Source organism: Pseudomonas sp. GW822-FHT06D10 (assembly GCF_058799535.1).
Genome location: NZ_JBXALN010000004.1, coordinates 674,032 through 696,722 on the forward strand (window position 1 = coordinate 674,032; position 22,691 = coordinate 696,722).

Consider the following 22,691-nt stretch of genomic DNA (forward strand, 5'->3'; position numbering starts at 1 on the left):
CACCGGACGCTGCTGGGAATCCAGCAGGTAAATGCGCGCGTTGGCCACCGGCCGGCCGATGTCCAACTCGCCACCAGCGTGGATCGGCCCGGAACTGGCCACCACCGTGGCTTCGGTGGGGCCGTAGTTGTTGATCAGGGCAAAGCCCTGGTCGTGGCTGAACTGGCGCAGGCGGTCGCCGCCGATCAGCAGGGTGCGCAGACTCGGGTGGCCCTGCTCCTGGCTGAAGGCGTACTCGGCCACCGGGGTCGGCAGGAAGCTCACGTCCAGGGGCTGGGCACGCCACCAGGCGAGCAAGGCATCCAGGTCCTCGCTGCCGTCCTGGGCCGGTGCCAGGTGCAGGGTCGCGCCCACACACAGCGCCGGCCAGACCTCCCAGGCCATGGCATCGAAACCGAAGCCGGCCAGGCACGAGGCCTGGCTGCCGGGACGCAGGTCGAAGGTCTGGCAGTGCCAGTCCACCAGGTTGCCCAGGGTCCGGTGCTCCACCATCACCCCCTTGGGCAGGCCGGTGGAGCCGGAGGTGTAGATCACATAGGCCAGGTTGGCCGCGCTCAGCCCCGGCACCTGGGCATTGTCCGCCGTCTGATCGAGCCACAACCGCTGGTTGAGTTCGATCACCGGCACCGCCAGGGCCGGCAGGCGCCCCAGCAGCTCGGCCTGGGTCAGCACCGCCCGCGGGCCGCTGTCCTGAAGCAGGTAGTTCAGACGCTCGGCCGGGTGGGCCGGGTCGATGGGCACATAGCAGGCCCCGGCCTTGAGAATCGCCAATAGGCCCACCACCGTTTCCAGGCTGCGCCGGGCAACGATGGCCACCCGGTCATCGGGCTGCACCCCCAGCCCGCGCAGTTGCCGGGCCAGGACATTGGCCTGTCGGTTGAGCTCGGCATAGCTCAGCGAGCGGCCCTGGTAGCAGGCCGCCAGGGCGTCTGGGGTGCGCTGCGCCTGGGCCTCGATGCGGCCATGGATAGCCTGCCCCGGGGGGTAGTCCACCGCGCTGCGGTTGAAGCCTTCCAGCACTTGCTCGCGCTCCGCCACCGGCAGGATCGGCAACTGCTCCAGGGCCAGTTGCGGCGTCTGCTCCAGGGCCTGGGCCAGGTTCTCCAGGGTGCACAGCAGGTAGCCGAGGATGCGCCGCGGGTCGACCTGGGTGCTGGCCAGCAGGGTCAGGCTGAAATCCTGCCCGAGGTCGTCGACGCTCAGGGTCAGGGGGTAGTTGGTGCGCTCCTCGGAGCTCAGGGTGCTGATCCCGGCCCAGGCGGCCTGGGCCGCGGCACTGGCCCCGACAGCACTGTGCCGGTAGTTGAGCAAGGCGCTGAACAGCGGGGTCGGTGCGCTCACGCCGCTGCAACGCTGGGCCAGGGCCAGGGCCGCGTGTTCGTGGCGCAGCAAGGTGGTGAGCCGGGCATGGGTGGCCTTGAGGGCCTCGCCCAGGCCCTGGCTGTCCACATCCAGGCGAAACGGCAAGGTGTTGATGAAGATCCCCAGGGCCCGCTCGGTGGCTTCGGCGCCTTGCAGGCGGCCCATCAGCACAGTGCCGAACACCACCTTGTGCTTGCCCGCCAGGGTGCCCAGCACCCGGCCCCAGGCCAGGTGGAACAGGCTGGCCGCGCTGACCCCGGCCAGCCGGGCCCGGGTCCGCAGGCGCTGGCTCAACTCGGTTGCCAGGGCCTGGGTGCATTCCTCGATGGCCCGGCCATCGCCCTGCACATCCTGCAGGCCGTAAGGCAGGGTCGGCTCGTCGATATCGCCGAGCATCTGGCGGAAGAACGCTTCGTGCTCCTGCTCGCTGATGCCCAGCCGCGCCTGGGCCACGTAGTTGCGAAACGGCATGGCCGGCCCCAGGCGCTCGGCCTGCCCGGTGAGGAAGGCCTGCATCTCGTGGCGCACCACATCCAGGGCGCTGTGGTCCAGGGCCATGTGGTGGAACAGCAGCATGGCGACGATGCGCTGCCCGGCTTCATCCCGGGCATGCACCAGGCGCAGCAGCGGCGCCTGGCTGACGTCCAGGCGATAGTGGCGGGCGTCGAAACGCGCATGCAACTGGGCCAGAACCTCACTGGCCGCAGGGTCGGTCTCGACCTCTTGCAGCTCCAGCCCGGCCTCGCGCCAGACCACCTGCATCGGCTGCTCCAGGCCATCCCAGAGCACCGCGGTGCGCAGGATGTCGTGCCGCGCAATGACCCCGCGCAGGGCCTCGGCAAAGGCTTCCAGGCGTTCCTCGCTGGCGAAGGCGAACTGCGCCTGCATCACATAGGGGTCGCCCTGCTGCGCACTGACGTGGTGGTAGAGAATGCCCTCCTGCAGGGGCGCCAGGGGGTAGATGTCCTGCACGTTGGCGACCCCGCCCGGGACGCTGGCGACAATGCGCTCGATGGCCTCCTGGTCGAGGTTGGCCAGGGGCAGCATCGCCGGGGTGATGCGGCTGATGCCCGGGGTGATGCCATTGGCCGGCACCTGCACCTGCCCGGCCTTGCTCGGCGAATACTGGCCGGCGCGGATCAGCTCGATCAGCTCCGGCTTGTGCTCGCGCAAGCGGGCCAGCAGCTGCGGCTCGCTCAGGGCCTGCTTGTTGCCCTGGACCACCAGCTGGTCGTCCTTGAGCACCAGTTGCACATCCTTTTCCTTCAGTGTCGCCAACAGTTCGATCACGCTCACAGGACGATCTCCATTCGTTCGGTCATGGCCGCGTAGGCCGCCAGGGTCGGCTGTTCGAACAACGCCCGGACATCGGCTTCCATGCCTAGCTCACGCATGCGGCTGATCAGGCTGACCGCCAGCAGTGAGTGCCCACCCAGTTCAAAGAAATGATCGTGACGCCCCACCCGCTCGACATTGAGCAGTTCGGCCCACAGCCGCGCCAGGGCGATTTCGGTGTCGCCCACCGGGGCCTCGTACTCGCGCACCTGGGCCGCCTCCAGCCCCGGGGCCGGCAGTTCCTTGCGCGCCAGCTTGCCGTTGGCGCTCAGGGGCAGCGCCGCCAGGTGCACGAACAGCGCCGGCACCATGAACTCCGGCAGGTGTTCCAGCAGCGCCCGGCGCAGTTGTTCCACCGCCAGGGCCGGCTGCCCGGCAACGGTGGTGTAGTAGGCCACCAGGCGCTGGTCGCCGGGCACATCCTCGCGGGCCAGTACCACCGCCTCCTTGACCTCCTCCAGCTGGGTCAGGCGCGCCTGGATCTCCCCCAGTTCGATGCGCAGGCCGCGGATCTTCACCTGGTCGTCGTTGCGCCCCAGGTACTCGATAGTGCCGTCGGCCTGATAGCGCCCGAGGTCGCCGGTGCGGTACAGGCGCGCCCCCGGTTCCTTGCTGAACGGGTCCTTGAGGAAACGTTCGGCGCTCAACTGCTCGCGGTTCAGGTAACCCCGGGCCACCTGCACCCCGCCGATGTACAGCTCGCCCACCACCCCCAGGGGCACCGGCTGCATCTGCGCGTCCAGCAGGTAGATGCAGGTATTGGCGATGGGCTTGCCGATGGGCGTGTGGTCCGGGGTATCGGCCAGCGGGCCGCTGCAATCCCAGGCAGTGACGTCCACCGCGGCCTCCGTGGGGCCGTAGAGGTTGTGCAATGCCACCTGTGGCAGTTGCTGCTTGAAGCGCCGCACCAGGCTGCCCGGCAGTGCCTCGCCGCTGCACATCACCTGGCGCAGGCCCAGGTCCTCGGCGCCCTCGCCCTGGGCCAGGAACACATCGAGCATCGAGGGCACGAAGTGCAAGGTGCTGATGCCCTGCTCGCGGATCACCTGGCGCAGGTAGGCCGGGTCCTTGTGCCCGTCGGGGCGCGCCATCACCAGGCGCGCGCCGGTGAACAGCGGCCAGAAGAACTCCCAGACCGAGACGTCGAAACTGAACGGGGTCTTCTGCAACACCGCGTCCTCGGTGCCAAGGCGGTACTGCGCCTGCATCCACAACAGGCGGTTGACCACGGCCCGGTGCTCGTTCATCGCGCCCTTGGGCTGGCCGGTGGAACCGGAGGTGTAGATCACATAGGCCAGGTGTCCCGGGGTCAGCCCCTCTACTTGCGGGTTGCCCGGCGCCGGCCCGCTCCAGGCCAGCTGGTCGAGGTCCACCAGGGGCCGCGCCAGTTCGCCGAGCAATGCCCGGGTCGCGCCCTGGGCCAGCACCGCCAGGGGCGCGCTGTCGTCGAGCATGTAGGCGATGCGTTCGGCGGGGTAGCCCGGGTCGATGGGCACATAGGCGCCGCCGGCCTTGAGGATCGCCAGCAGGCCGACCACCATTTCCACCCCGCGCTCGACACAGATCGCCACTCGGCTGTCGGGGCCGACGCCCAGTTGCAGCAGGTGCCCGGCCAGCTGGTTGGCGCGCCGGTTGAGTTCGCCGTAGCTCAGCTGCTGCTCGCCGGCCTGCACCGCAGTGGCCTCGGGGCTGCGCCGTACCTGAGCCTCGAACAGCCCGTGCAGGGTCTGCTCCAGGGGGTAATCCACGGCCGTGGCGTTGAACCCTTGCAGCAGGTGCTGACGCTCCTGCGGCGGCAGGATCGGCACCTCGCGCAGGGGCCGCTGCGGCGCCGTCTCCAGGTTCTCCACCAGGGCCAGCAGGGCCTGCTGCATGTAGCCGCAGATACGCTCGGCACCGATCCGCGCCAGGGTCATGGCGGTGAGACGGAACCCCTGGCCCAGGTCGTCGACGTTGAGGCTCAGGGGGTAGTTGGTGCGCTCCTCGCTGTGCAGGGTCTCGATGCCCTGCCAGGCCTGTTGCACGGCCTGGCTCGGCACCCCGTCGCTGCCGTGGCGGTAGTTGAGCATGGCACTGAACAGCGGCAGCGGCGCGGCCACCCCGCTGCAACGCTGGGCCAGGGCCAGGGAGGCGTGTTCATGACCCAGCAAGGCACTGAGCCGGGCGTGGGTGTCCTTGACCGCGGCACGGCTGCCACGCGCATCCAGGTCGACCCGCAGCGGCAAGGTGTTGATGAACATGCCCAGGGCCCGGTCGGCGCCCTGCCCGGCGCTCAGGCGCCCCAGCAGCACGGTGCCGAACACCACCCGGTCCTGGCCCGAGGTGACGCTCAGGACCCGGGCCCAGGCCAGGTGGAACAGGCTCGCCGCACTCACCCCCAGCAACCGGGCCTGGGTCCGCAGGCGCGCACTCAGTGACGGCTCCAGGGCCTGCTGGCGCTCTTCGATGGCATCGCCATCGCCCTGCACGTCCTGCAGGCCGAACGGCAGGGTCGGCTCATCGATATCGCCGAGCATCTCGCGAAAGAATGCCTCGTGCTCTTCACGGCTCACACCCAGGCGCGCCTGGGCCACGTAGTTGCGATAGGGAATCGCCGTGCCCGCGGGCGACTGCCCCAGCAGGCAGGCCTGGATTTCCTCGCGCACCACCTCCAGGGCGGTGTGGTCCAGGGCCATGTGATGGAACAGCAGGATGGCGACGATGCGCTGGCGGGCCGGGTCCTGGGCATACACCAGGCGCATCAGCGGCGCCCGGGTCAGGTCCAGGCGCAGGTGCCGGGCATCGAAGCGCGCCTGCAGTTGCTCCAGGACCTCGCCCTGGGCGGGGTTCGCTTGCACCTCTTGCACCTGCACACCTGCCTGGCGCCAGACCACTTGCAGCGGCTGCTTCAGGCCTTCCCAGAGCACCGCGGTGCGTAGGATGTCGTGGCGCTCGACCACCCGCTGCAGGGCTGCGGCGAAATCATCCAGGCGTTGCCGGCTGGCGAAGGCCAGCTGCGATTGCAGCAGGTAGGGGTCGCCCTGCCGGGCACTCAGGTGGTGATAGAGGATGCCCTCCTGCAACGGCGCCAGGGGGTAGATGTCCTGCACGTTGGCCACACCGCCGGGCACGCTGGCCACCACTCGGTCGATGGCTTCCTGCTCCAGTTCCACCAGCGGCAGCAGGTCCGGGGTGATGCGCGGGCAATCCGCGGTGATCCGGTTGGCCGGGACCGCGACCTCGCGGCCACTGCCCACCGCAGCCGCCAGCGCAGCCAGGGTCGGCTGGCCGAACAGCACCCGCACGTCGGCGTCCAGGCCGATCTGGCGCATGCGTTCGATCAGGCTCACCGCCAGCAGCGAATGCCCGCCCAGTTCGAAGAAGTGATCATGGCGCCCCACCGCCTCCACCTGCAGCACCTCGCTCCAGATCCGCGCCAGGGCCTGTTCCACCTCGCCTTCGGGGGCCACGAATTCCCGGTTCAGCCAGGCCTCTTCCCCCGGCGGTGGCAGGGCCTTGCGGTCGAGCTTGCCGTTGGCGGTCAGGGGCATGGCCGGCAGGCGCACATAGGCCACCGGCAGCATGTAGTCCGGCAGCCGGCCTTGCAGGTGGTCGCGCAGGTCTTCGGCGGCGGCTTGCACACCCTCGGTACGGGAAGTGAAATAGGCCAGCAGGCGCCCCTCGCGGACCAGCACCAGGGCTTCCTTGAGGGCCGGATGGGTGAGCAGCGCCGCCTCGATTTCCCCAGGTTCGATGCGCATGCCGCGCACCTTCACCTGGTCGTCGTTGCGCCCCAGGTAGTCGAGGTTGCCGTCGGCGCGCCAGCGGGCCAGGTCACCGGTGCGGTACATGCGTGCCTCGGGCTCGGCGCTGAAGGGGTCGTTGAGAAAGCGTTCAGCGGTCATTTGCGGGCGGTTGAGGTAACCCCGGGCCACCCCGGCGCCGGCCACATACAGCTCGCCACTGACCCCCTGGGGCACCGGGCGCTGCAGTTCGTCCAGCAGGTAGAGCCGCGCATTGGCCACGGGCCGGCCGATATGCAGGGCGCTACCGGCCTCGATCCGCCCGGAGCTGGCCACCACCGTGGCTTCGGTGGGGCCGTAGTTGTTGATCACTGCAAAACCCGGGTCGGCGGCGAACTGGCGCAGGCGGTCGCCACCGATCAGCAAGGTGTCCAGTGTGGGGTGGCCGAGCCCCTGGCTGAAGGCGTATTCGGCCACCGGGGTCGGCAGGAAGCTGACATCCAGGGGCTGGGCGCGCCACCAGTGCAGCAGCGCTTCGATATCCTGGCTGCCCACTTCGGCGGGCGGCAGGTGCAGGGTCGCGCCGCTGCACAGGGTTGGCCAGACCTCCCAGGCCATGGCGTCGAAGCCCAGGCCGGCGACGCTGGAGCTGTGCCGCCCCGGGCCCAGGTCGAAACTCGCGCAGTGCCAGTGCACCAGGTTTTCCAGGCTCTGGTGTTCCACCATCACGCCCTTGGGCAGGCCAGTGGAACCGGAGGTGTAGATCACATAGGCCAGGTGCGCCGGGGTCAGGTGCGGCAGCAGCGGGTTGCCCTGCTCGGCCTCCTGCCAGGCAACCCCATCGAGATCGATCGACACCACCGCAAGGCTGCCCGGCAGCTCGCGGGTGGCGCTTTGTACCAGCACCGCCAGCGGCGCGCTGTCCTGCAGCAGGTAGGCGATGCGTTCGGCCGGCAGGCTCGGGTCGATGGGCACATAGGCCGCCCCGGCCTTGAGAACCGCCAGCATGCCCCGCAACAAGTGCGGCCCGCGTTGCAGGCACAGGGCCACGCGATCGTCTGGGTGCACGCCCAACTCCAGCAGTTGCCGGGCCAGCTGATTGGCCTGCTGGTTGAGCTGGCGGTAGCTCAGGCGCAACGGCCCCTGCACCAGCGCCACGGCGTCGGGAGCCTGTGCCGCTCGCGCCTCGAACAGCCCGTGCAGGGTCTGCCCGCGGGGGTAGTCGGCGGTGCTGGCATTGCAGCCCTCCAGCAGTTGCTCGCGCTCTTGTGGCGGCAGCACCGAGCACTGTTCGAGGGCCGCCTGGGGGTTGTGTTCCAGGGCCTGGGCCAGTTGCTCCAGGGCACTTTGCATATAAGCGCCGACACGCTGCGCACCGATTCCGGCCTGGGCCAGCAGCGCCAGGCTGAAGCCTTCGCCCAGGTCATCGACGCTGAGGCTCAGCGGGTAGTTGCTGCGCTCCTCGCCCCCCAGCAGTTCGACGCCCTGCCAGATATCCAGGCCGTCCGGCGCCGCCGTGTTCGGCACGCTGTGGCGGTAGTTGAGCAAGGTGTTGAACAGCGGCGCGCCGGCCGCCACCGCGCTGCAGCGCTGGGCCAGGGCCAGGGAGGCGTGCTCATGGCCGAGCAAGGCGCTGAGCCGGGCGTGGGTGGCCTTGACCGCGGCACGCACGCTGCCCTGCACATCGACCCGCAGCGGCAGGGTATTGATGAACACCCCCAGGGCGCGGTCGGCGCCCGCGCCGCCCTGCATGCGGCCCATCAGCACGGTGCCGAACACCACCTGGCGACGGTTGGCCAACTGCCCCAGCACCAGGCCCCAGGCCAGGTGCATCAGGGCCGCGGCGCTCACCCCCAGGTGCCGCGCCTGTTGCCGCAGGCGCTGGCTCAGGGCCTCGGGCAGCACCAGCTCGGCCTCTTCGATACCCAGGCCGTCACCCTGTACATCCTCTACGCCGAAGGCCAGGGTCGGCTCGTCGATGTCCCCGAGCATGTCGCGAAAGAACGCCTCGTGTTCCGCCTGCCCGGCACCCAGGCGTGCCTGGGCCACATAGTTGCGGTACGGCACCGGTGTGCCCAGGTGCTGCGCGCGGTCGAACAGCAGGTCGCGCATTTCCTCGCCGATCACCTCCATGGCGGTGTGATCCAGGGCCAGGTGGTGGAACAGCAGGATCGCCGGCACCCGCTGCTGCCCGGGCTCTCGCGCATAGACCAGGCGGATCAGCGGCGCCTGGGCCAGGTCCAGGCGCCAGTGACGGGCGTCGAAGCGCTGCTGCAACTGCGCCAGCAGGTCACCCCCGGCCGGGTCCAGGTGCTGTTCCTCGACCCGGAGCTCGGCATGGCGCCAGACCACTTGCAGCGGTTGCGGCAGGCCTTCCCAGAGCACCGCGGTGCGCAGGATGTCATGGCGCGTGATGACCTGCTGCAGGGCCCCGGCGAAACGCTGCAGGCGCTCCAGGCTGTCGAAGGCCAGGCGCGATTGCAGCAGGTAGGGGTCGCCCTGCCCGGCGCTCAGGTGGTGATAGAGAATGCCCTCCTGCAACGGCGCCAGGGGGTAGATGTCCTGCACATTGGCCACACCGCCCGGCACGCTGGCCAGCACCCGGTCGATGGCCTCCTGGTCCAGTTCCACCAGGGGCAGCAGGTCCGGGGTGATGCGCGGGCAATCAGCGCTGATGAGGTTGGCCGGCACCTGCACTTCCCGGCCGCTGCCCACGGCATCGGCCAGGGCGGCCAGGGTCGGCTGGCTGAACAGCACCCGCACATCGGCGCTCAGGCCGATCTGGCGCATGCGCTCGATCAGGCTCACCGCCAGCAGCGAGTGCCCGCCCAGTTCGAAGAAGTGGTCGTGGCGCCCCACCTGCTCCACCTTGAGCAGCTCGCTCCAGATCCGCGCCAGGGCGATTTCCACCTCGCCCCGGGGGGCGACGAATTCACGGCTGAGCAAGGCCGACGGGGCCGGCGCCGGCAGCGCCTTGCGGTCCAGCTTGCCGTTGTTGGTCAGGGGCAAGGCCTGCAACTGCACGTAGGCCAGGGGCACCATGTAGTCCGGCAGTTGCTGCTGCAGGGCCGCGCGCAGGGCTTCGGCCGGCAGCGGCGCGGCGTCCGCCTGCAGGGTGTAGTAGGCCACCAGGCGCTTGTCCCCGGGCTCGTCTTCCCGGGCCAGGACCACGGCCTCCTTGACCCCGGCGCAGGCAGTGAGGCGCGCCTCGATTTCCCCCAGTTCGATGCGCAGGCCACGGATCTTCACCTGATCGTCGTTGCGCCCCAGGCATTCGAGCAGGCCGTTGCCCAGCCAGCGGCCAATGTCCCCGGTGCGGTACAGCAAGGCCCCGGGCTGTTCGCTGAAAGGGTCGCGGATAAATTTCTCGGCATTGAGTTCGGGGCGGTTGAGATAACCCAGGGCCACGCCGTCGCCGCCGATCACGATCTCCCCCGGGGCACCGATGGGCAGCGGCCGCTGTTGAGCGTCCAGGACATACACCCGGGTGTTGCCGATCGGCCGGCCGATGGGCACGTGCTCGGCGTCATCGGCCAGGGCAGTGACTTCATGGGTGGTGGCGTAGGTGGTGGTTTCGGTGGGGCCGTAGCAGTGCACCAGGCGCAGCCGCGGCGCCAGCGCCAGCAGGCGGCGAAAGGCCGCCGGGTCGGCACGCTCGCCGCCGCAGAGGAGAATCCGCAGGCCCTTGAGGGCCTCGGGAATCAGTTGCACGTACTGGTTGAACAGCGCCGTGGTGACAAACAGCACCGTGGCCCCGGCCGTGCTCAGGGCCTGGCCGAAACGCGCAGGCTCCAACAGGGTGTAGTGATCGATCACCAGCACCCGGCCGCCATTGAGCAAGGCGCCCCAGACATCCATGGTGCTGGCGTCGAAGGCCGGGTTGGAGGCGAAGGCCACCCGGTCCTCGGGGTTGAAATCGGCATAGCCGTTGTTGAGCACCAGGCGGCTGATGGCCCGGTGCGGCACCCGCACGCCCTTGGGCACGCCGGTGGAGCCGGAGGTGTACATGATGTAGGCCACGGTCTCGGACGACTGCGCCAGGTCCGGGTTGTGCCCGGGCAATGGCGCCAGTTGCAGGCGGTCCAGGTCGACCCTTCTGGCCGGGCACGCAAGCACCTGGTCGCTGCGGCTGAGCAGCAGCACGCTGGCGCTGTCTTCCACCATGAAGGCCTGGCGCTGGGCCGGGGCGTTGATATCCAGGGGCACATAGGCCGCGGCGCATTTGCAGACGGCCAGTTGGCTCACCAGCAGGTCCAGGGACCGGGGCAACAGGATCGCCACCCGGTCGCCGGGCTGCAACCCGAGCTCCAGCAGGTGCCGGGCCAACTGGTTGGCCCGGGTATTGAGCTCGCCGTAGCTGAGCTGCGCCTGGCCTTCGACCGCCGCCACCCGCTGCGGGTGGGCCTGGGCCTGGGCCTCGAACAGCCGGTGCACGGTGTGCTGGCGCGGGTAGTCGCGGGTGCTGGCATTGAACTCCAGCAATACCTGGCGGCGCTCGGCCGCCGGCAGTACCGGGATGTCCTCCAGGGCCAGGGCCGGGGTCTGCTCCAAGGCCTGGGCGAGGTGTTCCAGCACGCACTGCAGGTAGCCACAGACCCGATCGCCGTCCACCTGCGCCACGGCCTGCACGGTCAGGCGCAGGCCCTGGGCGTCATCGTCGATATTCAGCGCCAGGGGGTAATTGCTGCGCTCCCGGGACTCGAGCACGCGGATCCCCTCCCAGCTCGCCGGCCCCTGCTGCGCGGTGTCGGCAGCGCTGTGGCGGTAGTTGAGCAGGCTGTTGAACAGGGGCAGCGATGCCGGCACGCCGCTGCAGCGCTGGGCCAGGGCCAGGGAGGCGTGCTCGTGGCCCAGCAATCGGGCCAGCCGGGCATGGGTGGCGCGCAAGGCCTCGGCCACGCCCTGTTCCCCGACACTGACCCGCAACGGCAAGGTGTTGATGAACATGCCCAGGGCCCGGTCGGCACCGGCGCCGCCCTGCATCCTTCCCAGCAGCACGGTGCCGAACACCACGTCATCGCGGCCCGCCAGTTGCCCCAGCACCCGGCCCCAGGCCAGGTGCAGCAGGCTGGCCAGGCTCACTCCCAGGTGCCGCGCCTGCTCCCGCAGGCGCCGGCACAGCGCCGGGTCGAGGCGCAGTTGACGCTCCCGGATGCCGCTGCCGTCGCGCTGCACGTCCTGCAGGCCGAAGGCCAGGGTCGGCTCGTCGATGTCCGCCAGCATCTCGCGAAAGAACGCCTGGTGCTGCTCCTCGCCATGGCCCAGGCGCGCCTGGGCCACATAGTTGCGGTACGGTGCCGGCGCCGGCAACTGCGCGGCGGTGCCCTGCAGCACCGCGCTGATCTCCTCCACCAACACCTCCAGGGAGCTGTGGTCCAGGGCCAGGTGGTGGAACAACAGCAGGCCCAGCCAGCGCTGCTGCCCCGGGTCCGCGGCGCAGGCCAGTTGCAGCAGCGGCGCCCGGCTCAGGTCCAGGCGGTAGCGACGGGGGTCGAAACGCGCCTGCAGCTGCTCCAGCACCGGGCCCTGGGCCGGGTCCGCCTCGACCACCTGAATGTCCAGGGGCGCCTGGCGCCAGACCACCTGCACCGGCTGTTCCAGGCCTTCCCAGGCCATGCTGCTGCGCAGGATGTCGTGGCGCGCGATAACCTGCTGCAAGGCCAGGGTGAAGGTTTGCAGGGCGTCTTCGCCGGCAAATTCGAACTGCACCTGGAGCACATAGGGATCGCCCTCGGCGCTGCTCAGGTGGTGATAGAGGATCCCCGCCTGCAAGGGCGCCAGGGCATAGATGTCCTGGACGTTGGCGGCGCCGCCGGGCACCCGCGCCAGCAGCCGGTCGATGGCGGCCTGATCGAGGTCCGCCAGGGGCAGCAGGTCCGGGGTGATGTGGCGGCAATCGGCGGCGATGCGGTTGGCCGGCACCTGCACCTCGCGCTGCCCGCCTACAGTCGCCGCCAGCGCGGCCAGGGTCGGCTGGCCGAACAGCACCCGCACATCGGCGCACAGGTCCACCTGGCGCATGCGCTCCATCAGCTTGACCGCCAGCAGCGAGTGCCCGCCCAGCTCGAAGAAGTTGTCCTGGCGCCCGACCTGCGGCAAGCCCAGCAGCTCTTGCCAGATCGCCGCGATGGCCTGTTCCACCTCGCCCTGGGGCGCTGCATATTCACGCCGCGCCAGGGCCTGGCTGTCCGGCGCCGGCAGGGCCTTGCGGTCGAGCTTGCCATTGGGGGTCAGGGGCCAGGCCTGCAACGTCACGAAGGCGCTGGGCAGCATGTGCTCGGCCAGGCTCTGTTGCAGTTGCTCGCGCAGTTGCGCAGCGCTGGCAGCGGCCCCCGGCCAGGGGATCACATAGGCCACCAGGCGCTTGTCCCCCGGGGTGTCTTCCCGGGCGATCACTACCGCTTCGCGCACGCCGTCGCAGGCCGCCAGGCGGGCCTCGATCTCCCCCAGCTCGATGCGAAAGCCGCGGATCTTCACCTGGTCATCGTTGCGCCCCAGGTACTCCAGGCTGCCGTCGCTGCGCCAGCGCGCCAGGTCGCCGGTCTTGTACAGCCGCGCCCCCGGCTCGTGGCTGAAGGGGTCGGCGATAAAGCGCTCGGCGGTCAGCTGATCGCGGTTGAGGTAGCCCCGGGCAACCCCGGCGCCGCCCACATACAACTCACCCACCACGCCGCTGGGCAGCGGCTCGCGGTGGGCATCGAGCACATACAGTTGCAGGTCGGGAATGCGCCGGCCGATGGGGCTGCTGCCCACCAGCTGGGCGTCCGCCGCCTGCAACGGGCGATAGGTCACGTGCACCGTGGTTTCGGTGATGCCGTACATGTTCACCAGCTGGGTGCCGACGTTTTCCAGGTGGGCATACCAGGGCTTGAGCATCCCCGGTTCCAGGGCCTCGCCGCCGAAGATCACCTGGCGCAGGGAGTGCTTGAGGGGGCTCTGGTCCTGGGCCGCGATCAGCGAACGGAAGGCGCTGGGGGTCTGGTTGAGGATGCTCACCCGGGCTTCGCAGAGCAGCCGGTAGCAGTCATCCGGCGAACGGCTGACGGCCTGGGGCACCACCAGCAACTGGCCGCCATGCACCAGCGCCCCCCAGATCTCCCACACCGAGAAATCGAAGGCGAAGGAATGGAACAGCGCCCACACGTCCCGCCAGTTGAAGTCGAACCAGTCGCGGGTGGCGCTGAACAGCCGGGCCACGTTGCGGTGCTCCACCATCACCCCCTTGGGCAGGCCGGTGGAGCCCGAGGTGTAGATCACATAGGCCAGGTGGGCCGGGGTCAGCCCCGGCACTTCGGGGTCGTCCTGGGCTTCATGGGCCAGGGTGCGGCTGTCGAGGTCGATCAGCGGCACCCGCAGGTCGGCCACCAGGGACTGGGTGCCGGCCTGCACCAGCAGCGCCACCGGGTCGCTGTCCTGCAGGGTGTAGGCGATGCGCTCGCGGGGGTAGGCCGGATCGATGGGCACGTAGGCGCCGCCGGCCTTGAGGATGCCCAGCAGGCCGACGATCATTTCCACGCCGCGCTCGACACAGATCGCCACCCGCTGGTCCGGGCGTACGCCCAGCGCCAGCAAACGGTGGGCCACCTGGTTGGCGCGCCGGTTGAGCTCGCCGTAGCTCAGCCGCAGCTCGCCGAACAGCAGCGCCGGGGCCTCGGGCTGGACCCGGGCCTGGGCTTCCACCTGCTGGTGGATCAGCGGGCTGTCCGGGTAGTGCCCCAGCGGCGTGTTCAGGCCCTGCAACAGGTAGCGGCGCTCGCTGGCCGGGAGCATCTCCAGGCTGTACAGCGGTGCCTGCGGAGTGCTCTGCAAGGCCAGGGCCAGGCTCTCCAGGGCGGTCAGCAGGTAGCCGGCGATGCGCTCGGCGCCCAGTTGCCGATCCACCAGGGCGGTGATGCAAAAATCCTCTCCCAGGTCATCGATGTTGATGGTCAGCGGGTAGTTGGTGCGTTCTTCGGCGCCCAGCACCTGGATGCCCGGGGCCACCTCCTGCACCTGGGCGCCATCGGCGGCGTGGCTGTGGCGGTAGTTGAGCATGGCGCTGAACAGCGGCGTCGGCGCACTGACCCCGCTGCAGCGCTGGGCCAGGGCCAGGGACGCATGCTCATGGGCGAGCAAGGCACTGAGCCGCTGATGGGTGGCCAGGACCCCGGCGCGCACGCCCTGGGCGCCGACATCCACCCGCAGCGGCAAGGTGTTGATGAACATGCCCAGGGCCCGCTCGCCGCCTTCGCCGGCCTCCATGCGGCCCAGCAGCACGGTGCCGAACACCACCGCTTCGCGCCCCGACAGCTGGCCCAGCACCCGGGCCAGGGCCAGGTGCATCAGGCTGGCGCTGCTCACCCCCAGTTGCCGGGCCTGGGCCCGCAGGCGCTGGCTGAGCTCGCGGTCCAGGGTCAGCCGGGCCTCTTCGATCACCCGCCCGGCGCCCTGCACATCCCCCAGGCCGCACGGCAGGGTCGGCTCGTCGATATCGCCGAGCATCTCGCGAAAGAAGCGTTCGTGGGCCGCCTCGCTGCGGCTTGCCAGGGCCTGGGCCAGATGGTTGCGAAACGGTACCGGGGCCGGCAGGCGCTCGCTGTGCCCTTGCAGGCGGGCGTGGATTTCCTGGCGTACCAGGTCCAGCGCGGAGTGGTCCAGGGCCAGGTGATGAAACAGCAGCAGCGCCACCTGGCGCTGGTTGGCCGGGTCCTCGGCGTGCACCAGGCGCAGCAGCGGCGCCTGACGCAGGTCCAGGCGAAAGTGCCGGGAGTCGTAGCGGGCCTGCAACTGGCCGAGCACATCGCCGTCGGCCGGGTCCAGCGCCACGGCCTCGATCACCAGCGGCGCCTGGCGCCAGACCACCTGCAACGGCTCATCCAGGCTTTCCCAGGCGATGGCGGTACGCAGGATGTCGTGGCGGTCGATGACCCATTGCAAGGCTTCGGCGAAGGCTTGCCGTCGCTCGGCACTGGCAAAGGCGAAGCGCGCCTGCAGCACATAGGGGTCGCCCTGGGCGGCGGACAAATGATGATAGAGCATGCCCTCCTGCAGCGGCGCCAGGGGGTAGATGTCCTGCACGTTGGCGGCGCCACCGGGCACTGCGGCGACGATACGCTCGATGGCGGGCGGGTCCAGCTGCACCAGGGGCAGCATGTCCGGGGTGATCCTGAAGGCCGGGCTCAGCCAGCTGCCACCCTGGCCGTCGAGCAGTTCCAGGAGCCGGGCCTTGTGCTGCACCAGGCTGTCCCAGAGCCCGTCGTCCAGCGCCTCGTCATCGCCCTGGACGAGCAGGTCCTCCTGTTCCCGTTGAAGACGGATCGCCAGGGTCGAAAGCACTGCCATCAATTCGCTGAACTGCATCTTGTAACCTGCCTGAGAATTCGGAAACGGTTGAAGAGAACGTCCTTGTTTCAGATGCAACCTTTCACCGGCGCCCCGCTGCCCGGACGGGCGACAAGCGCCGCTGCCAGGCACCGCGCGGGGCTGTCGCGCCGTTGCGCAAAAAGCACCAGGGACAGTGAGCCCGCCAGGCTTGCTGGCAGCTCGCAGACGCTAAAACATCCGCCGCAGCGGGGCTGACATGGGAAGCCGGGACATGGCGCGGGGCCTGTCCCGCTGAGGTACCACGGCCCGCGCCGGCCCTGGGGCCGGCGCGGGGAAAAGCACTTGCAGCGGCCTCAGAGACGCCGCTGGCGCTTGAGCTGGGGGATGGTGGTGGCGGGGATTTCCAGGCGCTGCAACTGGCCCAGGGTATGGGCCGCCAGCGCCGCCAGGGTCGGCTGGCTGAACAACAGGCGGGCATCGGCGTGCAGGCCTTCCTGGCGCATCCGCGCCACCAGGCTGACCGCCAGCAGGGAATGCCCGCCCAGTTCGAAGAAGTGGTCGTGGCGCCCTACCCGCTCCACTTGCAGCACCTCGGCCCAGAGCCGCGCCAGGGTGGTTTCAAGCGGCCCCTGGGGCGGCTCGAAATCGCGGCTCAGCACCGCTTCCAGGCCCGGCTCCGGCAGTGCATCGCGCGCCAGCTTGCCGTTGGCGCTCAGGGGCAGCGCCGCCAGTTGCACATAGGCTGCCGGCACCATGTACTCCGGCAGACGCTCCAGGACATGGGCCCGCAGCGCCTCGATCCCCGGCGCCGCCACCCCGGGGTGCAGGCTGAAATAGGCCACCAGGCGCTCGCCACGCATCAGCACCGCCACCTCGCGCAGGGCCGGGTGGCTGGCCAGCCGCGCCTCGATTTCCCCCAGCTCCAGGCGCAGCCCCCGCAGCTTGACCTGGAAGTCGTTGCGCCCGAGGAACTCCAGGTCGCCGTCAGCGTTGTAGCGCACCCGGTCACCGCTGCGGTACAGCCGGTCGCCGGCGACAAAGGGGCTGTCGATAAAGCGCTCGGCCTGCAACTGCGGCAAGCCCAGGTAACCCCGGGCAACCCCGACCCCGCCAATGTGCAGCTGGCCGCTGACGCCCTGGGGCACCGGCTGGTCATGGGCATCCAGCACATACAGCCGGGTGTTGGTGATGGCCTTGCCGATCGGCAGTTGCACCGGCGGCACCGCCGCCCCTGGCTCCAGGGTCCAGGCGCTGCTGTCCACGGTGGCCTCGGTGGGGCCGTAGACGTTGTGCAAACGGGCCCCGGGCAGGCGCTGGCGGAACAGCCGGGCAATCGCTTCGGTCAGCTCGCCGCCGCCGCAGAACACATCGGTCAGGCTGTGGCACTGGCCGGCCTCTTCCAGCTGCAGAAATTGCAGGAGCATGGCCGGCACGAACTTGATCATGCTCACCTGCTCCTCGCGCACCAATTGCGCCAGATACAGCGGATCGCGCTGGCCGTCGGGCCGCGCCAGCAACAGGCGCATGCCCGTGACCAGGGGCCAGAACAGCTCCCAGACCGAGCCGTCGAAGCTGAACGGCGCCTTTTGCAGCAGGGTGCCCCGGGCCCGCTCGCCACACAGCTGCGAACTCCAGTGCATCAGGTTGCCCAGGCCGCGGTGCTCCACCATCACCCCCTTGGGTGTACCGGTGGAACCCGAGGTGTAGATCACGTAGGCCAGGTGCGAAACCGTCAGCCCTGCCACCACGGGATCATGCTGCGGCGCCTGCTCCCAGGTACTGCGGTCGAAGTCGATCAGCGACAGGGGCAGCGGGCCCAGCAGCTCGCGGGTCGGCTGGTGCACCAGCACCGCCAGTGGCTGGCTGTCCTGCACCAGGTAGCGCAGGCGCTCCAGCGGGTAGTCCGGGTCCAGGGGCACATAGGCACCGCCGGCCTTGAGGATGCCCAACAGGCCGATCAGCAGTTCCGGGCTGCGCTGCACGCAGAGCCCGACTCGCACATCCGGCCCCACCCCCTGCTCGCGCAGGTAATGGGCCAGCTGGTTGGCGCGCTGGTTGAGCTGCCGGTAGCTCAGTTGCCGCGCGCCGGCCTGCAGTGCAATGGCCTCGGGCGTGCGCCGCACCTGGGCCTCGAACAGGGCATGCAGGGTCAGCTCCCGCGGGTATTGCGAACGGGTGGCATTGAGCGTTTGCAGCAGGTAGCGCGACTCCACCGGCGGCAGGATCGACAGGCTGTGCAACGGCGTCTGCGGCGCCTGTTCCAGGGCCAGCACCAGCGCTTCGAGAGCGGTGCTCAGGTAGCCCAGCAGGCGTTGCGCGCCGATCCGCCGCGGGGCCCGGCAGCCCAGGCGGAACCCCGGTTCCAGGTCGTCCACCGCCAGCATCAGCGGGTAGCTGAGCACCTCTTCGCTGCTCAGCAACTCGACCCCAGGCAAACCCTGCAACAGGTCGCCGCCGAGGTTGTGGCGATAGTTGAGCAAGGCATTGAACAGCGGGGTCGGCGCCGCCACCGCGCTGCAGCGCTGGGCCAGGGACAGCGGCGCCTGCTCGTGGGCGAGCAAGGCACTGAGGCGCTGCTGGGCCTGGCCCAGCCCCTCGGCCACCGTCAGCCCCGCCAGTTCCAGGCGCAGTGGCAAGGTGTTGATGAACATGCCCAGGGCCCGGTCGGCCCCCGCCCCGGCTTGCAGGCGGCCCAGCAATACACTGCCGAAGAGCACGTCCTCACGGCCGCTGGTACGCCCCAGTACCAGGGCCCAGGCCAGGTGAAACAGGCTGGCGGCGCTGACCCCGAGCTGGCGCACCTGGGTTCGCAGGCGCTGGCCAAGCTCGGCTTCCAGCAGGCCGCTGGCGTGTTGCAGGTCCAGATGTTCCCCGGGCCGTTCCTGCAGTTCGAAGGCCAGGGTCGGCTCGTCCACCGTGCCCAGGCCGGCCTCGAAGAACGCCTTGTGGGCGGCCTGCCCCTGGCGCGTGCGAGCCACGTAGTCACGGTAGGCATAGGCCGGCGCCAGGCTGGCTTGCCGGCCTTGCACATGGGCGGCGATTTCCGCCAGCAGCACCGCGGTGCTGGTGGCGTCGTTGACCAGGTGATGGAAGCGCAGCAGGCCGATCCAGCGCCCATTGGCCCGGTCCTCGGCCCAGGCCAGGGCCAGCATCGGCGCCTGGCGGATATCCAGCGGGTTGTGCTGCGGGTCGAAGTGCTCGCGCAGTCGCTCCGCTACATGGCCGCCGGGCCCGGCCTGCCATTCTTGAACCGTCAGCCGGGCCTGGCGCCAGACCACCTGCAGCGGCTGCTCCAGCACGTCCCAGACCAGGCTGGTGCGCAGGATGTCGTGGCGCTCGATCACTGCCTGCAGCGCCAGGGCGAAGGCGTCCAGGTCCTCGCGCCGGGCGAAGGCGAACAGCGCGTGCTGCTGGTAGGGATCGCGGGCGGCGGTCATGTGGTGATAGAGCAGGCCCTCCTGCAACGGCGCCAGGGGGTAGATGTCCTGCACATTGGCAGCGCCGCCGGGGATGCAGGCCACCACGCGGTCGATGCTGTCCTGGTCCAGCTCCACCAAGGGCAGTATCGCCGGGGTGATGCGCTGGCAGTCGGGCGGAACGCGGTTGGCCGGGACCTCGACGACCTGCCCGGTGCTCACCGCCGCAGCGAGACTGGCCAGGGTCGGCTGGCCGAACAGCACCCGCACATCGGCCTGCAGGCCGGCCTGGGCCATGCGCTGGATCAGTTGCAGGGCCAGCAGCGAATGCCCGCCCAGTTCGAAGAAGTGATCGTGGCGGCCCACCTGCTCCACCTGCAGCAGTTCGCTCCAGAGCCCGGCCAGGGTGATTTCCAGCGGGCCCCGGGGCGCCTCGTAGGCGCGGCTGATCAGGTCCTCGGGCCCCGGCGCCGGCAGCGCCCGGCGGTCCAGCTTGCCGTTGCCGGTCAGCGGCCAGGCGTCGAGCGGTACGTAGGCCATGGGCAACATGTACTCCGGCAACTGCTGGCGCAGAAATTCCCGCAGTTGCAGGGCCGTGACCGCCTGGCGCGGAATGAACCAGGCCAGCAACTGGCCGTCCCGGGCCTGGACCAGCGCCTCGCGCACTGCCGGGTGATCCCCCAGGCGGGTCTCGATTTCCCCCAGCTCGATGCGCAGGCCGCGGATCTTCACCTGATCGTCGTTGCGCCCCAGGTATTCCAGGCTGCCGTCCTCCCGCCAGCGAGCCAGGTCGCCGCTGCGGTACATGCGCGCGCCGGGACGGTCGCTGAAGGGGTCCGCAAGGAAGCGTCCGGCATTCATCCCATCGCGGTTGAGGTAACCCCGGGCCACCCCGCCACCGCCCACATAGAGCTCGCCGGGCACGCCGATGGGCAGCAGTTGCTGCTGTTCATCCAGCAGGTAGATCCGGGTATTGGCGATGGGCCGGCCGATATGCAGGGCCTGCCCGGCCTCGATGGCCCCGGAAGTGGCGACCACCGTGGCCTCGGTGGGGCCGTAGTTGTTGATCACGGCAAACCCGGGGTCAGCAGGCAACTGGCGCAGGCGGTCGCCGCCGATCAGCAAGGTGCGCAGGGTCGGGTGGCCCAGTTGCTGGCTGAGGGCGTACTCGGCCACCGGGGTCGGCAGAAAGCTCACCTCCAGCGGCTGGGCGCGCCACCAGGCCAGCAGGCGGTCCAGCTCCTCGGGGCCGTCGCTGACCGGCGCCAGGTGCAGGGTCGCCCCGGCGCACAGGGCCGGCCAGACTTCCCAGGCCATGGCATCGAAGCCGAAACCGGCAAGGCATGAGGTGTGGCTGCCAGCCTGGAGGTCGAAAGCCCGGCCATGCCAGTCCACCAGGTTCGACAGGCTCTGGTGCTCCACCATCACGCCCTTGGGCTGGCCGGTGGAGCCGGAGGTGTAGATCACGTAGGCCAGGTGCTCGGCGGTCAGCCCGGCGGCCTCGGCAATCTCGCCCGGGCCGTCCAGCCACTGGCCGTTGTCGAGGTCGATCAGCGGCACGTTCAGCGTCGGCAGGCACTGGCGCAGGGCGCCCTGGGTCAACACCGCCCGCGGCGCGCTGTCGTGCAGCAGGAAGGCCAGGCGCTCAGCCGGATGGGCCGGGTCCAGGGGTACATAGCCCGCGCCGGCCTTGAGAATCGCCAGCAGCCCCACCAGGGTTTCCGGGCTGCGCCGGGCGACGATGGCCACCCGCGCATCCGGCCCCACTCCCAGCTCGCGCAGGTGCAGGGCCAGGGCGTTGGCCCGGCGGTCGAGCTGTTCATAGCTGAGGGCCTGGCCCTGGGCGACCAGGGCAATGGCCTGGGGCGTGCGCCGGGCCCAGGCTGCGACCCGGGCGTGAATCCGCTGTTCGGCGGCGGCTGGCTGTTCGTTGGCGTTCCAGGCCTGCAAGCGGCGCAGCTCGGCGGCAGGCAGCAGGGAGAAGCGGGCCACCGGCAGTTGCACATTGTCCAGCCCCTGCTCCAGCACATGCAGCAGGCGCGCGGCCAGGGCCTCGATTTCCTCGGGCTGGAAATACGCCGAGTCGTAGACGTAGTGCATCCAGGCGCTGTCATCGAAGCTGTTGCTGCGCAGGTGGATGGCCAGGGGCGTGGGCTCGTGGCGGTTGGAGACTTTCACCGACGAGGCCGCCGCCTCGCCGTAGCGGTAGTCCAGGTCTTCCAGTTCATAGGACAGCGACAGCTCGAACAGCTGCGCGCGGTCTTCGCGCAGCAGGCCGAGGGCGCGGTTGAGTTCGCTCAGGGGAAAGCGCTGATGGCGGAAGTCCTGTTTCAGTACATCGCGCACCGCCCCCACCAGGGCCTCGAAGCTCAGTTCGCGGCCGAAGTCCATGCGCACCGCGCTGACCTGCGTGAAGGAACCCAGGGTCACCTTGAAGGCCGCATTGGGGCGGTTCAGCACCGGCATGCCCAGGACCCATTCGTCCCGTTGCAGGGTGCGGGTGAAGTACACATGCAGCGCCGCCAGCAGCACATGAAAGGCCGAGGCCCCGGTGCTCTTGCCCAGGGCCTTCATGCGTTCGTGCAAGGCCGCGGGGAACGCCTGGACCAGGGTCGCCCCCGGGGTCGCGGCGTCGGCGGCGGGCCGGTAGCGCGGGCGCAGCACCGGCTCCGGCAGGCTCTGGTACTTGTCCAGCCAGTAGTCGCGGTCCCGGGCATAGCGGCTGGATTGGTGGTAGCGGGCGTCGTCCTCGATGAAGTCGACAAAGGACGGCGCCGTGGCCTGGGGCTCCTCGCCGCTGGCCAGGGCGCTGTAGAGCCCGCCCAGGGACTGGGACAGCTGGGCGAACCCCCAGCCGTCGAGGATCAGGTGATGGGCCTCGACTTCCATCAGGTGATGCTCGGGGCCCACCCGGAACAGCGAGAAGCGGCACAGCCGTTCGCCGTCGAGCTTGAACGCCTGCTGCATCTGCCGGCGGATCTGCGCCTGGGCCGCCGCCAGCGGATCGGCCGCCGCGGACAGGTCATGGAACACCAGCTCCACCGGCCACTGCCGGTCGAAGTGCTGCAAGGGCAGGCCGTCGACGCTGCCCTCCAGGGACAGCACGGTGCGCAGCACGTCGTGCTTGTCCACCAGCAGCTCCACGGTGCGCTGCATCAGCTCGGGCCGGAACGGCCCCTTGAGCACGGCATAGCCGCCGATGTTGTACAGCGGCGAGTCACCCCGGCTCAGTTGGTCGAGCCAGATATCGCGCTGCCCGGCGGTCAGCGGCAGGCCCCGGGCCTGTACCGGGCCGGCGTTCATGCGCGCCCCCGGGCGGGGTGCCCGGCCCATGGCGGGCAGTGGCTGGCTGGGGTGACTGGCGCGACGAAAGCGCCCACGGCTGCGGCGGAAAAATGCGTCATAAGATCCTTCTCATGTGATGGGCCCGGGCACCGGCGTCCGCGGATTTAAGCATCGGCCCCAGGGCCTGTATGTCACCCGAAACCCGGACAGTTCCGGCCCCGGTCGGCCATCTCGGGCAGCACCGCGCCGGGCTGTTGCAGCGGCTCTG

At 69.9% G+C, this 22,691-nt stretch carries 1 protein-coding gene and 1 pseudogene (1 of these 2 running past the window's edge); both read right to left on the reverse strand.

Annotation, left to right across the window (positions count from 1 at the left end; all coding sequences use genetic code 11):
• Positions 1 to 15,566: pseudogene (locus tag AC1RL5_RS16925) on the reverse strand (non-ribosomal peptide synthase/polyketide synthase); its annotated part reaches 12,048 nt to the left of the window's first position; the annotation flags it as partial.
• 509 nt (positions 15,567 to 16,075) lie between these two features.
• Complete coding sequence (gene ofaA / locus AC1RL5_RS16930; RefSeq protein WP_492589796.1) at positions 16,076 to 22,441, reverse strand: orfamide A non-ribosomal peptide synthetase OfaA; 6,366 nt, start codon at positions 22,439 to 22,441, stop codon at positions 16,076 to 16,078.
• Positions 22,442 to 22,691: the final 250 nt, after the last annotated feature.